A 13,839-nucleotide genomic window follows, 5' to 3' on the forward strand; every position below is an offset into this window, starting at 1 on the left:
ATATTTGCTGATCTGAAACCAAGATAAAAGAAAGATTTTTTACCCATGAAGAAAGGAATTCACCCAGATTACGAAGAGATTACCGTTGTATTGAGCGACGGCACCGAGTTTAAGACCCGTAGCACAATGGATGTGAAAGGAGATACCTACCGCAGTGAGGTTGATTCAAAAAATCACCCGTTTTACACCGATAATCTTAAACTGCAGAAGAAAGCTGACCGTATTGATCGCTTCAATAAGCGTTACGGTAAAGACAACTGATTCACGTTTATCATATTCTAAAGGATGCTTTGGCGTTGCCATGGCATCCTTTTTTATTTAACCAGGTTTCATATAACGAAGTATAGTTTCTTCTGCGAAACTTCCCGCCATGCAAATACACTCTTTTACGGTTGGTCCATTTGCCGAAAATACCTACCTGATTACCGAGAATAAGAAAGGCTTACTAATTGATCCCGGCTTCCATGAAGATCATGAATTTAAAGCACTGCGGGAAAAGCTGTCTGAAACAGGGGTAGAGCTGCATGCCATCGTATTGACGCATGCCCATGTAGATCATGTACTGGGCTTGAAGGTAACAAAAGATCATTTTGACGTACCCGTTTACTTGAATGACTCTGATTATTACCTCTGGAATAATTACGCTTCACAGGCGCAGATGTTCGGCTTTAAGGCCAAGTCGTTTACATTCGAACCCTTACCCCTTAAAGAACAGAAAGGCTGGTCAACAGGTCCTTTCAGCTTCGATATTTTATACACGCCGGGCCACTCGCCGGATCATATCTCTCTATACCAACCGGAAGAAAGAGTTGTCATTGCCGGAGATGCGCTTTTTAAACAGGGAATCGGACGCACCGATCTGTACAAAGGTAGTTTTGAACGGCTGGAGAAGTCAATCAGGAAAGAGTTGTATGAGCTTCCGGATGAGACTGAAGTGTATCCGGGTCATGGACCGAAAACAACAATTGGCTATGAAAAGGAAAATAATCCGTTTGTGAAAGGGTGAAATAAAATTTTGTTTCGAGGGTAGCCGGTGAAATTGTCCTATTCCTCTTCTGATTCCTTTCTCTTCTTTTGCACCTCTTTCAGTTCGGCGATCTTTTCCTCGTAGTACTCCTTTTTATGCTTGTTTAGCTTCTTGAGGCGAGTATAAGTCTTAATCGCAGCTTCCGTTTTACCTTGTGTTTCATGAATATTTGCGAGAGTATCAGAGACAATATCATCGGTCTCACCGCTATCGGATGAAACGGAAGAGGTTGTTTCTTCATCTTCAGAAAGTGTAATTCGTTCCGATTCGACCTCTGCAAGTTTTTCAATCAGTGCATCAAGATTTAGAACTGGGCCTGCTTCCGCACTTATAGCTCCGGATTTGCTTCGTGCCGGTTTTCCGGTGTCAGGTACCCAAGCATCAAAACGGTCAGGATGAACGAGGTAGTAGTGCAGTTTTTCAAAGAATGGACTTCCGGGAGCGTAGATTTTAGCTTTCAGTGCCTGTTCAACAGCTTCCTCATTTCTATCCTGCATGTGATAGAACCAGGCGAGAAGAAAATGTCCTACCGCATCGGGACCTCGCTTTAACAGCTGTCTTTCCAGCCTGAGAATGGCATTCTGTGGTTTCTGCTGGAAATGCTCTGCGTAAGAAACTAGAGATTTTGGCAGTTCAAAAGGTAGTTGAGACATCCGTGCTTATTGGTTCCCGAAAAAGTGTACACTATAATACGAATTGTTGCCGCTAGCAGTCAAGGAGCTATTAATTGTTGAATTGGTGAATTGATGATTTGTTGAATAAAGTAATTGTTATAATTCTTGTAAATCTTCACGCATTTGTCAATTCACCAATTCACTAAATAGTATCACCACCCGCTGACGGCATCGTTGAACATATTATTTGCGATCTGCTCAATGGCTTCTTCTGCGGCGTTGGTTTCGCCCTGTATGGGATCTTCATTGGGATCGTAAGTTGCTTTACCGGTATAGGAATTACTCCACTCAGGCTGCTCTTGATCGGTGTACTGGTACGTGGCTCTCACGGTAATGGTAACCTCATTTTGCTCTGCTTCCTGATCACCCGTGATGCTGAACGGTCGATTTTGGTAGGAAACAATGGAACCCTCCAGCACGGCATCTGCTTCACCCCGCGAGTTGGCCGAGCGCAGGCGTGTCTGATTGATAAATCGATTGATAATGATCTGATTCAATCTGTCACTTAGATCACCTATCCCGCTGGAGGATTGATCAGCAAAGAAGGGTATGAATATCGAACTTACATTCTCAGGAATGGAGGTACCTGTGAAACTGTACCGAACACATCCACTGGCGAGCAACAGTACCAGGAAGAGTGGAATCCATCTTCTGGCTTTCATAGAAAGATCACGCTTTTTAAAGGCAGATATCATGTTGGGGTTCATAAGATGAAATAAAAATCGATTTACTGCAGTCCGTACTGATCCAGTTTTCGGTACAGTGTTCTTTCGCTGATACCCAGTGCTTCGGAGGCTTTTCGGCGATTGCCGTCAAATTTATTCAACGCCTGTTCAATAAGAAACTGCTCGGTCTTCTCAATGGAAGGTATGATATCTCCGTTAAAAAATTCACGAAATTCGTTTTGTTCTTCCGGTTCTTCTTCAGAAATGTCAGCATCAGCAAAGGATTGCACGCCGAGTGACTCACTTTCCGTTTCGCTGACATCAGATTTGATATCATACATTTCACTGCTCTGCATTTCATCCTGAATATTCTGAGGCAAGGCCTTCAGATTTTTTCCGGAAAATGTAGAATACAGAAAACTGGCTAGCATCTTTTTAAGGTCGCCGATATCACTTCTCAATTCGACCAGTGCCTTATAAATTAGCTGTTGATCACCTGCTCCAAAAGAGGCACCGTCCTGAGACCGATTTTGCTCTACATCCCGGGATAATACAGGCAGGTTATCGGCAGAGCCGGTATGCTGACGGCCCTTAAGATATTTCTGAAGTTTTTCGGTATCAATAAACTGTGATTTTTCAAGCACTACAAGCTGTTCTGCCACATTCTTCAACTCTCGCACGTTGCCGGGCCAGCGATAGGAAACCAGCAGATCTTTGGCGTCATCAGAAAACCCTTTAAAGACCGAATCGTATTTAGCCGAGAATTCCGTAACAAACTTTCTGAATATGGGAATGATGTCGTCCTGTCTTTCCCGAAGCGGAGGGAGCTTGATTTTCACAGTATCCAGCCGATAGTAGAGGTCTTCCCTGAAATTGCCCTCTTTGACTTCATTCCATAGATCCTTATTGGTAGCTGCAATCACACGCACATCAGTGGTGCGCAGTTTGCTGGAACCTACCCTGAAATATTCACCTGATTCAAGAACGCGAAGCAGTTTTACCTGCACATTTTTGGGTGTATCACCGATCTCATCGAGAAAGATGGTACCGGCATCGGCTTTTTCAAAATATCCTTCTCTTGCTTCATGGGCCCCTGTAAATGAGCCTTTTTCGTGACCAAAGAGCTCACTTTCAATGATGCCTTCCGGAATGGCACCGCAATTGACAATGACCAGGTCATTATGTTTACGCTGACTGATGGAATGTATGGCACGTGCCGTGATATCCTTACCTACACCGCTTTCTCCTTTTAGCAGTATGGTGATATCGGTGTCTGCAACCTGCATAATTTTATCGATAACCTGCTTAAGTGCAGCAGATTCACCGATCAATCCAAATCTTTCCTGAAATGCTTCACGATCCATAGAGGATAAAATCTAAAAATGTTGATTCGTATTTGCTTCCAAATCCAAACTTAAAGTTAACAAAACGTATCATATTCGCATAATTCAAAGACCTTACACGACTATGACAAAGACTTAACAGTCAGTCTTAAAATACCATTCGATCAATATTTTGGTACTTGTGAAATTAATTATCCAAAAAGCGTTAATAAGCCGGAATATGCCTGTAGTTTGCAGTTCCTAAAAACCACAATTTTTTAGTAACCATTTCTTTTTTCAGTCGTCATATCCACAGCAATAGAGAAATATCTCGTTGGTCTATATGGCTAAAAACAAAAAAGAGACAGCAAATATGGAAAAGTACAACTCCGTTTTAGACGAAATAGAAGCTGATTTTGAGGAAAAAAGTGATAAAAAAATGTTCTGGAAGAATATCAGGCAAAATGAGGATTGCAGTGATCTCACGGTTGCTCAGGATCTGAGTGTATCCATCATGACGATCTTTGAAATTGAGTCAATCGAAATGAAAGAAGGCTTTATTTACTGATAAGTATAAAACTGAATTGAAGGTTATCAAATAAGTTATTTATAATACGTCTCAAATACACTGCGTAAAAGAGACGTAAATGACCGAAGAGACATCCGACGAAATTCAGTTAATTGACAAAATTCTGGATGGTAATAATAACCATTACCGGAAGCTTGTTGATAGATATGCGCCAGTCGTTTTTCATGTGGTCAGAGGTTTTGTAAATGATGAGGAAGAAGTTCAGGAATTGGCGCAGCAAATATTTGTAAAGACCTATGAAAAACTGGATTCGTTTAACCGTCAATCAAAATTTTCTTCCTGGTTGTACATGATTGCTAAAAATCACTGCAGGGATTACGCCAAGAATATCAGGCGTAATAACAAGAGGTTCAGTGAGATGGAAAGTTTTGAATTGCAATCTAAAATGTCGCAAGAAAACACAACCGAAGAAGAAATTGAAGTAAAAGAACAGAGTGCATTGTTAAGCATGGCCTTGAAGCAGATTAACTCTGATTACGCAGAGGCATTTTTAATGAAATATCGTGATGACATGACTTACAAGGCGATGGCATCACGATTAGGTGAATCGGTGAGTGCACTGAAAGTACGTGTCCACAGGGCTCGCAAGGAGTTGAAAGACATTATGGAACAGAAAAGCTAAATGCTATGAACCAGACAAAAGAAGAAATACTTCGCAAATACCTTGACGGTGACTTAAGTGCCGATGAGGAGCAGCAAGCATTGCATATGATTGCTGATGATGAGGATATGCGTTCCTTGCTTCGTTTTGAACAGCTGTTGAACGGAACGGATTTTTCTTCCTATGAGGTACCTGAAGGTTTCAGCGATTCGGTCATGCAGGCAATTGATACTGCCGAGGAAACGGTTCATGAGACGCAACCCGGCTTTGCAGCTCAGTTTATGAATTGGATAGGCTCACTTTTTGAACCACGGGAAATTCAGATGCGCCCGGCTTTCGCAATGGCCATGGTGCTGCTGATAGCCGTATTAGTTGGCTTACCCTATGTTTCTGAACAATCCGCTGATAACCAGATTGTGACGAATAATATTGACGGTCCCGTTGTAGAGCAGGTTTCTGACAGCGGTGAACAGGTATGGACCCGCTTTGTTTACATTGATAAAGATGCAGAATCAGTAAGTATCGCCGGTGATTTTAGCGACTGGAATCCAATAGAACTCACCAAGCAAAACCTCAACGGTCAACAAGTATGGACCGGTTTGATACCGATGGATCGAGGCGAGCATCGCTATATGTTTATCAAAAACGGCGAAAAATGGGTTACCGATCCGCTGGCTCCTGTTCAGCAGGATGACGGCTTCGGTAATAAAAATGCAGTTATCTATTTATGATCCGTAGAGAACTCCTCATAGCATTATTATTCAGTCTGTTACCCTGTTTGTCATTCGCTCAGAATTGGCATACGATGGTATCTGTAGACTCCAGGGTGGGCTATTCCAGCAATACCTATCTGAACCCGTTTTTTGCGGAATGGGATGAATCGGCTAGTTCCGGGTACGGACTGGTTTCGGTATTCGGGCAGTCTTTCTGGAACGACAGCAATAATAGTGTGGATATTACACTCGGTCTGGTAGCAGAGCCATTTCTAAACAACCAAAACATTTGGAGAGGCGGACTCAGCATGGTAGAGTATCGCAGAAGATTCTCTCCGGATTTTAACGGTGGTATTGAGGCCGGTGGAAGTTATTTCAGCAGTAATTTCAAGCGAACCATGGTTTGGGCTCAACCTTATGTTACCTGGTTTGTATCTCCGTTTACTTCGCTCAAACTCAAGCTTGGTGTCAATCATCGATCATACAAGAATTTTTCTGACAGTTTAAATACCAACCGACGTTTTGACTTTTACGGGTTGGAGTTTGAAAGCTGGCCAACCTACAACTGGCAGCTGAGAGCTACCTTATTCAGTTCCCTGGATAAACTACCCGCTGTAAATGAACAGTTCAGTTCTACCATATCCGCCGGTTACGTATTTCTTAATGGATCGAGTATTACAGCTAAAGCGGGTATTGAACAATTTGGCTTCGACTTTACGACCACAACAACAAGTGGGGGGGCGCCTGTAGGAAATCCCGGTGGAGGACCACCGCCCGAAACACAGACTGTTACAAACCAGGAGTTTGATCGCATACTACGATTGGGCTTGACAGGTGATTATCCTATAAACAAAACGGTTTCAATATTTGCATCGATAGAAGGTTTGAACAGGAATATTACGACATCTGATGAAAGGATCACGGATATGCAGATATCCGGCGGTGTTCGTCTTTCACTGCAGCCCAATATCATAAGACGTTCTTCCAATAGGGTCATCGAGCCTGAATGGGAGAAAAGAAGAGAGCAGCTGATGGCAATGAATATAAACTTCAGCGGTGGAGGCAGATTATACCTGGTAGGCGATTTCAATAATTGGAACAGAGCCGGTATCCCGCTGACACAACAAAACAAAAAGACATACGCCGCAGAGATCTCGTTAGATTCTGGCGCTTATGAATACAAGATACTCCATGTGGAAGGAGATACCGAAGAATGGCTAAAATTTTCAAACGACACCTATACCGTTGACGACGGATTCGGCGGAGAGAATGCAATGTTACTCGTCGAATAAATATTGGAAGGTTATTATTATGAAACATTCAAAACATATGTTACCGAAATTACTGGCAATCCCTCTGCTGTTACTGGGTTTAACACTTCTGCCATCGTTATTGCAGGCGCAAGCTACATCTCTGCAGGAGATGATGGAGCAAGCCCGAAATAAGGGTGTTGAGCAAACCCAGCTTCAGGAGTTACAGAAACGTGCGCAAAGCAGAGGATTGACCGATCAGCAGTTGATGGAGATTATTGAACCGGCTATAGCTTTGGCCGACGAAAACCTGCCTTCCGAGACGGTATTGCAGAAAGCTCTTGAAGGGTTATCGAAAGGAGTTCCCGCCAATAGAATGATGCCTGTACTTAGAAGCATGCAACAGTCAGTGCAAAATGCCGGACCTGTAGTCGAATCGTGGATAGAACGTCCAAATGTACAGCAGATGATGAACCGGCCTGATGCAGGAATGAACAAGCAACAGTTCAGAAATGAAATGATCAAGGCAACATCTCGCGGCTTTATGAATGATATTCCTGCCGAAGAAATGCAGAAATTGCTTGACGAAATAGGAAGCGGTGAACTTTCCGGAAATACCGATCCGTCAAATGTAGTTGCATCAGTCGGTGTATTTGCAGAGTTACCCTCGACATTAGAGCAACCGGAAGCTTCGCGTTCACTTATTGTCAGGTCCCTGAAAGGCGGTTTTAAAACAGCTGAAATTCAGAGACTGCCTGCAGCCATGAAAATGGCCCAGCAGAGAAGCCAACTTCCTGCAGCCAGCGTCATCGAGGGAGTGGCCCGCCAGATGAGAGACGGTATTCCGGCCAAAAAGATATTACAGAATCTTTTCAATGGAAATGTGGGTGGAGGCCCTCCCGGTGGAACCCCTCCGGGACTTGAAAACAAGCAAAACCGGGGTAACAGCGGTAATAATGGGAATAACGGTTAAGTCCTTACATCACTAAAAGCTTTTTAAACTTAAAAGCGCATCCAAATCAGGTGCGCTTTTTTTATATCCCACCTGATGTACTCTCAAGGGCTATTTTGCGCACTAATTTTATTGTAACCCTTTTATTTTTCGATCGTCTTACCCACAGATTCAAAAAATATTCCATAATTAACCGAGTTAAACTATGTTTTCTAAAAAGACGCTACGCTATTTAGTGACCTCAGTATTTGCACTGGCATTATTTATTGCAGGTTGCAGCACTTCTCCCGATTCCGGCATGGGTACTCTGGAAGTACGTATGGTAGATGCCCCCATTAAAAATGCAAAAGAAGTTAATGTTGTTATTGACTCTGTTCAGGTAAATAATTCTGAATCCGATGAAGGATGGGTCACAATCAGTGAACCGAATCAATCTTATAATTTGCTGAGTCTTACCAATGGCGCATACGCCGTTCTGGGTGATGCAGAACTGGAACCCGGCACATACGAGCAGATTCGTTTAATTCTGGCTACTGACGGACACAATATTGTTTACGAAAACAATGAATCAGATGTCCTTACTGTACCAAGTGGATCTCAGACAGGTGTTAAGCTGAATGTAAATGCTGAAATTGAATCAGGATTTACCTACACCCTTTTGCTTGACTTTAATGCCAGCAAGTCTGTTGTGGAAGCAGGGAATAGTGGTCAGCTTCTTTTGAAGCCGGTAATACGGGCGACAAACTTAGCTGCAACCGGTAAGATTGTTGGTACTGTTTTACCGGCAGAGGCAAGATCTGAAGTTCACGCTGTTCAAAATGATGAAGTAATAACTAGTACCTTTGCTGATGAAACTGATGGAACTTTTGAATTGCTAGGTCTTGACCCCGGAACTTACACTGTTCGATTTGAAGCGAGGGAAGATGGTTATGCAGTAACCGAAACCACCGGTGTAGAAGTTGAAGTAGGAGAAGCCAGTGATATAGGAACTGTAGAGCTTGAGACACAGAATTAATGACAGATGGCTAATACCCCAATAGGAGAAAAGAGGCCTGTTTGACGACAGGCCTTTTTTATTTCCTGAATATTTCTCTGATTAAGTGCATTTCCACTATTAAAGTTAAGCGCCTATTTAACTTTTTCTGATATCTTACATTGTGCTCTTGATTTATTATTTTTTGCTCATTTGAAATTAAAGCGAAAAAGCTACAGTGACTGCAAAACCTGATCAGAATAGTGCTGTTACATTAGATACATTCAATGAGGTTCTGGAGAGTATCTACCGGCATTTTGAATTTGTTTATGATGAAGAAGAGGCCGACCGATGCCTGCAGTGCTTTAAAGAACTGGTCGACCGTTACGCCCTGAGCCTGCGAAAGAAGCAGGGACCGCGGAAGCGCTGGTCTGAACAGGATATCCTTTTGATTACATACGGTGATTCAATCGTTGAGCCCGAAAGTGAAAATCATAAGCTAAATTCACTACAAAAATTCCTGGAAGAGCACCTTAATGACACCATTAATGCCCTTCACATTCTCCCGTTTTTCCCATACTCATCCGATAAGGGATTTTCTGTAATAGATTATAAAGAGGTCAGGGACGACTTGGGAAGCTGGAGCGATATCGAAACACTGGCTTCGGAGTATAAATTGATGGCTGACCTGGTGGTTAACCATATTTCCAGTGAAAGTACCTGGTTTCAAAATTTTATTGAAGGGAAGACACCCGGTAAGGAATATTTTATTGATGTGGATCCGGATTCAGATTTCTCCATGGTTACCAGGCCCAGAAGCACGCCACTGCTGACGGAAGTGGAGACCGCAGAGGGTACAAAGTACGTATGGTCTACGTTTAGCGACGATCAGATTGATCTGGATTTCAGTAATCCGGACGTACTTTTCGAGATGATAGATATCTTTTTATTCTATATCTCAAAAGGGGTTAACATTATCCGTTTGGATGCAATAGCCTACCTGTGGAAGCACATGGGTACCAATTCCATCCACCGGCCGGAAACACATAGAATTGTCAAGCTATTTCGTGATATCGTAGAGTATCTGAACCACTCCACTACGTTGATAACCGAAACCAATGTGCCTTTTGAAGAGAATATCAGTTACTTCGGCAACGGAGATGAGGCTCATATGGTTTACCAGTTCAGCCTGCCTCCACTGTTAATGCATGCCATCTTAACTGAGAATGCCGAATACCTTCGAAAATGGGCTAACAATCTTCCCGAGCCGCCTGAGGGTTGTACCTACTTTAACTTTACTGCATCGCACGATGGAATAGGGGTCAGGCCGCTGGAAGGACTGGTTCCGGAAGTGGAATTTTATGAATTAGTGGACGGAGCCAAGCAACGCGGGGGACACGTCTCCTATAAAAAGAACTCCGATGGCACGGAAAGTCCCTATGAACTAAATATTACCTACTTTGACGCTTTTCGTGATCTGGATGGAGACGATTCTGAATTACAAATGTACCGGTATCTCTGCTCGCAAATAATCATGATGAGTTTGCAAGGATTGCCGGCTTTTTATATCCACAATTTAACTGCAACCTTGAATGATCACGAGCAGGTCACGGAAACAGGTGTAAAGAGGGATATTAACAGGAAACAGTGGCTGTATGATGACTTGCAAAATAGACTTCGGGACGGAGACTCAATAACTCACCGGGTATTTTACCGGCTTAAAGAATTGATCGAAATACGAAAGGAACAACCTGCTTTTTCTCCCTTGGCGGAACAAAAGGTACTGAATAAGGATAATGACCTTTTTGTACTGCTTAGATCCTCAAAAGAGTTTGATGAAAATATCCTGGTAGCAGCCAACGTGACCGGAAAGCCTAAAAAATTGAAAAGAGCTGATGTTCAGCCGCTGGCAGATCTGTCACACCCGGTCAGGGATCTGATATCGGGTAGAACTATTACACCTGATCAGGAGATTGAATTGGAACCCTACCAGGTTATGTGGATTCGTGTCTAAATTAAGCATTTCTCGATTTGGGAGAGGTCATCAATCACCATGTCGGGGGTAGGGGATATGTTTTTCAATTCTGATTCCTCATGTCGAATTGAACGGCTATCACCTACATACAAACCCGTATGCATACCCAGGTATGAAGCAGGGCGGATATCTTTATTTATATCATTGCCGATATATAATACCTGAGTTGGATTGATATCTTGTTCCTGAATGCGCTCGACAAACTCCTCATATAACGCTGTATCCGGTTTCTTACACCCGCATTCGTAGGACCAAACCAGCAGATCTTTGTTGAATCCAAAATCTTCAGGAGACCGACCCATTATGGCCTCAAAGGCCAACGGGGTATAGAATTGTGAATTGGATATGATTGCCAGCTCAAGATCCCGCTTTTTAAGCTGTGTTAATATTTCGGCCAGATTAGGTACAGGCCAGATGGCATTAATACGAAATTCAAATTCCACTGCGAAAGAAGCAATACTTGATTCACCGATGGTACCCGATATCAGGGATTGTTCTTTAAGCTCATTGAGTACATCCCTCCAGACTTTCCTGATTTCCGGCTCAGGATATTCTACTCCGTTCTCTTTGGCTTTTTGTTTATGCCGTGCAAGCGACTGCTTCAGTATTTGAAGGCCAAGTGATCCGGCAGTGATATCCTGTACCGAAAATCCTGAGGCTTCCAGAGACTTTCTAAATATCTCCTCGCTCTCATCTTCCTGATCTTCATCAATGCCGATATCACCCACACCGGATAGGTACATCGTACCGTAGAAGTCAAAAGCCACACACTTTATGTCGCTAATCTTGTTAAGCCTGGTAGTATGTTCAGCTGGGAGGGGGCTTAGGGGTTCAGCCAGTTCTTTGATTCGATGTACCAATTTCTTTTTGAGTGACAGATCCATGGCTTAATCCAGTACCTTATTGAACTTCTCGCGATACTGTTCAATCTCAATCATCGGTGGTCTCTCTTCCTCTACGATTTCGAGTTCTATCTGCTCATAAATATCATCTCGAGCCTGGGTCTGCCGCAAGATGGTTTCAAAATCAGATATCTTTTCAATAATACCCAGCGCCTTGGCACGCTTAATAAAGGTTTGGAGTATTCCGAAAGACATTTTACCAAGAGCACGAGTGGATTTGTTTTCATGTACACGCTGATCAAGATCTGTCTGCGCAAAGGCGTCAAGACCAAATTTGGTATATACATCAATAAGATGAGAAGTTTCCACACCATAGCCTATTGGGAAATGGATCTGTTCAAGGACTTCACGCCGAACAGCATATTCTCCCGAGAGGGGTTGAATGATACCGGTCAGCTCAGGGAAATAGAGGGAGAAAAGGGGACGAATAAGAATTTCGGTAACTCTGCCCCCACCCGAGGGTCGCACATCGCCGGAGAAGGCAAGGGGGCGGTCATAAAAGGCTTTGACATATTGTATCTGTTGATCATATATCAAAGGAGCTACCAGTCCGTACACAAAACGAGGATGGATATTACTGATATCGGCATCTACATAGACAATGATGTCGCCATTCAGCTGGTAAATGGCTTTCCAGAGATTTTCACCTTTCCCTTTTTTACTCTCGACCTCAGGTAAAATCTCATCAGCCAGGTAAACATCGGCACCAAAGCTTTTGGCTACCTCGAGGGTATTGTCTTCCGAGCCCGAGTCAATAACGGCGATCTCATCAATCAGGGGATAACGGTCTTGCAACTCTGATTTGAACAGTATGATCTCCTTTCCAACGGTTTTTTCCTCATTGAGGGTAGGCAGACAGAGCGAAATGCTGAGACCCTGCTTCTCTTTTGCCTCCACCATTTTTTTCAAATCCCAGAACTGGGAATGATGGTAGGTATTATCTTTGATCCACTTTTTAAGCTTCTTCACAATATCCTCCGTCAATAGCTTTCAGTGTTGCAATTGTTTGCGCTATACCTTTATACATAGGCTCAATTTTTATGGATTCGTTTACTTCATGTATGTGGTCGCCTTCAGTAAGTCCCAGTGTAACGGCCGGTATGTCCCGGTCAATGAACGTGGAAAGTTCCGAGGTACTGGGTCCCGGACGTGGTTCCAGATCCAGCTTATTGAGGATTTTCCGTGTATTGCGTACCAGTGGATGAGTGTAAGGGATACCACCCGGTTCGCGTTGGGCAAAGATATCCAGCTCAATGCTGTCTCCGCTTTTAGAGGCCACTTCAGAGACGATTTCTTCGAAATTTTGATGAATACTCTGCACTTGCTCGGAAGACTCCGATCGTATTTCAAATTGAAGGGTGGCCTTCAGTGCGGTGGTGTTGAATGAGCTGCCCCCGCTGATGGAGCCCATAATTATGCTGGTGCGTGGGCGCTGGGGCATGTGAATGTTGTTAATTTTATTAATTACTTCATTCAGCGTTAGAATAGCACTTCCATTACCGAATCTCGACCAGTTATACTCTTCCGGAACCCTGCACTGGATCTCCCCGCGCTTCATACCAATGGAGGTATGGCTAACCCTTCCGAGTTCTACTCCTTCGAGACCGATTCCGGCCTTAATCGGTTCATCGTAATTGGAAAGGAAAGACCGCAGGCCTTCGAGATTTCCGCGCCCCAGGCTGCGGGTGGCGCCCATCAGTATGAGATTATTTTTCAGTTTGATGCCCAGCCTCTCAAGCAGGGTAGGCAAGGTCGCTACAGTTGAGAGTCCAAGACTGTTGTCGGCAACACCGGGTCCCTGAACCATATTTTTCAGTACTTTTATGGTGTGATCCGTTTTATCGTCAAAAACGGTATCGGCGTGAGCAACTACGAGTATATTTTCATCGCCTATATCACCTTTTAATATACCGATGCCATTTCCCACTTCATCGATTGAGTTTTCCTGAAGATCGGCTTCTTTGAAACGGTCAATGAGGAAATTGATGCGTTCTTCCTCCCCAAAGGTAGGTGCCGGAATTTCCCCCATCATGACAAGATTTGCCAAAAGCATCTCCTTCTGATCTTTGACAGCTTTTTCGAGGTCCGGTATCGACTCTATTATATCTTCAAATGTTTTCGTTTCCAAAATGGAGC

At 43.4% G+C, this 13,839-nt stretch carries 15 protein-coding genes; 9 read left to right on the top strand and 6 right to left on the bottom strand.

Annotation, left to right across the window (positions count from 1 at the left end):
- The first annotated feature begins 45 nt into the window (after positions 1-45).
- Both rpmE and G3570_RS05555 read left to right on the top strand, forming a co-directional pair.
- Entirely contained in the window at positions 46-261 is a 216-nt protein-coding gene (gene rpmE / locus G3570_RS05550; RefSeq protein ID WP_165140132.1) for a 50S ribosomal protein L31, read from the top strand.
- A gap of 109 nt (positions 262-370) precedes the next feature.
- The gene (locus G3570_RS05555) at positions 371-1,006 is read left to right on the top strand and encodes an MBL fold metallo-hydrolase (protein WP_165140134.1); all 636 of its coding nucleotides are present in this window, start codon (positions 371-373) and stop codon (positions 1,004-1,006) included.
- 38 nt (positions 1,007-1,044) lie between these two features.
- Here the strand turns inward: G3570_RS05555 and G3570_RS05560 are convergent, their stop codons facing one another.
- From G3570_RS05560 to G3570_RS05570, 3 genes are all read right to left on the bottom strand, one after another.
- Entirely contained in the window at positions 1,045-1,680 is a 636-nt protein-coding gene (locus G3570_RS05560) for a hypothetical protein (RefSeq protein WP_165140136.1), read from the bottom strand.
- 173 nt (positions 1,681-1,853) lie between these two features.
- The gene (lptE, locus tag G3570_RS05565; RefSeq protein ID WP_165140138.1) at positions 1,854-2,363 is read right to left on the bottom strand and encodes an LPS assembly lipoprotein LptE; all 510 of its coding nucleotides are present in this window, start codon (positions 2,361-2,363) and stop codon (positions 1,854-1,856) included.
- A 65-nt stretch (positions 2,364-2,428) separates the two neighbouring features.
- Positions 2,429-3,730 carry a sigma-54 interaction domain-containing protein gene (locus G3570_RS05570; protein WP_165140140.1) on the bottom strand — a complete coding sequence of 434 codons (1,302 nt, stop codon included), beginning with the start codon at positions 3,728-3,730 and terminating at the stop codon, positions 2,429-2,431.
- Positions 3,731-4,031: 301 nt separating this feature from the next.
- Here G3570_RS05570 and G3570_RS05575 point away from each other — a divergent pair, with 301 nt between their 5' ends.
- The 7 genes from G3570_RS05575 to G3570_RS05605 all read left to right on the top strand — a co-directional run bounded on the left by G3570_RS05575 (position 4,032) and on the right by G3570_RS05605 (position 10,780).
- Positions 4,032-4,256 carry a hypothetical protein gene (locus tag G3570_RS05575; protein WP_165140142.1) on the top strand — a complete coding sequence of 75 codons (225 nt, stop codon included), beginning with the start codon at positions 4,032-4,034 and terminating at the stop codon, positions 4,254-4,256.
- 79 nt (positions 4,257-4,335) lie between these two features.
- Positions 4,336-4,899, top strand: a complete 564-nt coding sequence (locus G3570_RS05580; RefSeq protein WP_165140144.1) for an RNA polymerase sigma factor — start codon at positions 4,336-4,338, stop codon at positions 4,897-4,899.
- Positions 4,900-4,904: 5 nt separating this feature from the next.
- Positions 4,905-5,609, top strand: a complete 705-nt coding sequence (locus G3570_RS05585) for a glycogen-binding domain-containing protein (protein ID WP_165140146.1) — start codon at positions 4,905-4,907, stop codon at positions 5,607-5,609.
- A gap of 74 nt (positions 5,610-5,683) precedes the next feature.
- Positions 5,684-6,883 carry a glycogen-binding domain-containing protein gene (locus G3570_RS05590; protein WP_165140148.1) on the top strand — a complete coding sequence of 400 codons (1,200 nt, stop codon included), beginning with the start codon at positions 5,684-5,686 and terminating at the stop codon, positions 6,881-6,883.
- A gap of 19 nt (positions 6,884-6,902) precedes the next feature.
- Positions 6,903-7,814 (top strand): hypothetical protein, encoded by a 912-nt coding sequence (locus tag G3570_RS05595; protein WP_165140150.1) that lies wholly within the window; start codon positions 6,903-6,905, stop codon positions 7,812-7,814.
- A 184-nt stretch (positions 7,815-7,998) separates the two neighbouring features.
- Positions 7,999-8,808, top strand: a complete 810-nt coding sequence (locus tag G3570_RS05600) for a DUF4382 domain-containing protein (RefSeq protein ID WP_165140152.1) — start codon at positions 7,999-8,001, stop codon at positions 8,806-8,808.
- 196 nt (positions 8,809-9,004) lie between these two features.
- The gene (locus tag G3570_RS05605) at positions 9,005-10,780 is read left to right on the top strand and encodes an alpha-amylase family glycosyl hydrolase (RefSeq protein ID WP_165140154.1); all 1,776 of its coding nucleotides are present in this window, start codon (positions 9,005-9,007) and stop codon (positions 10,778-10,780) included.
- Here G3570_RS05605 and G3570_RS05610 read toward each other — a convergent pair.
- From G3570_RS05610 to G3570_RS05620, 3 genes are read right to left on the bottom strand one after another with little or no spacing between them, the layout of a single operon-like run.
- On the bottom strand, positions 10,777-11,685 hold the full coding sequence (locus tag G3570_RS05610) for an HAD family hydrolase (RefSeq protein WP_165140156.1): 909 nt from the start codon (positions 11,683-11,685) through the stop codon (positions 10,777-10,779). The genes G3570_RS05605 and G3570_RS05610 overlap by 4 nt on opposite strands.
- Positions 11,686-11,688: 3 nt before the next feature.
- The gene (locus G3570_RS05615) at positions 11,689-12,675 is read right to left on the bottom strand and encodes a glucosyl-3-phosphoglycerate synthase (RefSeq protein ID WP_165141251.1); all 987 of its coding nucleotides are present in this window, start codon (positions 12,673-12,675) and stop codon (positions 11,689-11,691) included.
- Complete coding sequence (locus G3570_RS05620) at positions 12,659-13,831, bottom strand: M20/M25/M40 family metallo-hydrolase (RefSeq protein WP_249066729.1); 1,173 nt, start codon at positions 13,829-13,831, stop codon at positions 12,659-12,661. Before G3570_RS05620 ends, G3570_RS05615 begins: the two co-directional genes overlap by 17 nt.
- Positions 13,832-13,839 lie beyond the last annotated feature (8 nt).

The organism is Halalkalibaculum roseum (assembly GCF_011059145.1).
Classification (GTDB): domain Bacteria; phylum Bacteroidota; class Rhodothermia; order Balneolales; family Balneolaceae; genus Halalkalibaculum; species Halalkalibaculum roseum.

Bases quoted from the DNA above. Each gene is read 5' to 3' on its own strand.
- rpmE (WP_165140132.1), top strand. From the start codon at position 46: ATGAAGAAAGGAATTCACCCAGATTACGAAGAGATTACCGTTGTATTG.
- G3570_RS05555 (WP_165140134.1), top strand. From the start codon at position 371: ATGCAAATACACTCTTTTACGGTTGGTCCATTTGCCGAAAATACCTAC.
- G3570_RS05560 (WP_165140136.1), bottom strand. From the start codon at position 1,680: ATGTCTCAACTACCTTTTGAACTGCCAAAATCTCTAGTTTCTTACGCA.
- lptE (WP_165140138.1), bottom strand. From the start codon at position 2,363: ATGAAAGCCAGAAGATGGATTCCACTCTTCCTGGTACTGTTGCTCGCC.
- G3570_RS05570 (WP_165140140.1), bottom strand. From the start codon at position 3,730: ATGGATCGTGAAGCATTTCAGGAAAGATTTGGATTGATCGGTGAATCT.
- G3570_RS05575 (WP_165140142.1), top strand. From the start codon at position 4,032: ATGGCTAAAAACAAAAAAGAGACAGCAAATATGGAAAAGTACAACTCC.
- G3570_RS05580 (WP_165140144.1), top strand. From the start codon at position 4,336: ATGACCGAAGAGACATCCGACGAAATTCAGTTAATTGACAAAATTCTG.
- G3570_RS05585 (WP_165140146.1), top strand. From the start codon at position 4,905: ATGAACCAGACAAAAGAAGAAATACTTCGCAAATACCTTGACGGTGAC.
- G3570_RS05590 (WP_165140148.1), top strand. From the start codon at position 5,684: ATGGTATCTGTAGACTCCAGGGTGGGCTATTCCAGCAATACCTATCTG.
- G3570_RS05595 (WP_165140150.1), top strand. From the start codon at position 6,903: ATGAAACATTCAAAACATATGTTACCGAAATTACTGGCAATCCCTCTG.
- G3570_RS05600 (WP_165140152.1), top strand. From the start codon at position 7,999: ATGTTTTCTAAAAAGACGCTACGCTATTTAGTGACCTCAGTATTTGCA.
- G3570_RS05610 (WP_165140156.1), bottom strand. From the start codon at position 11,685: ATGGATCTGTCACTCAAAAAGAAATTGGTACATCGAATCAAAGAACTG.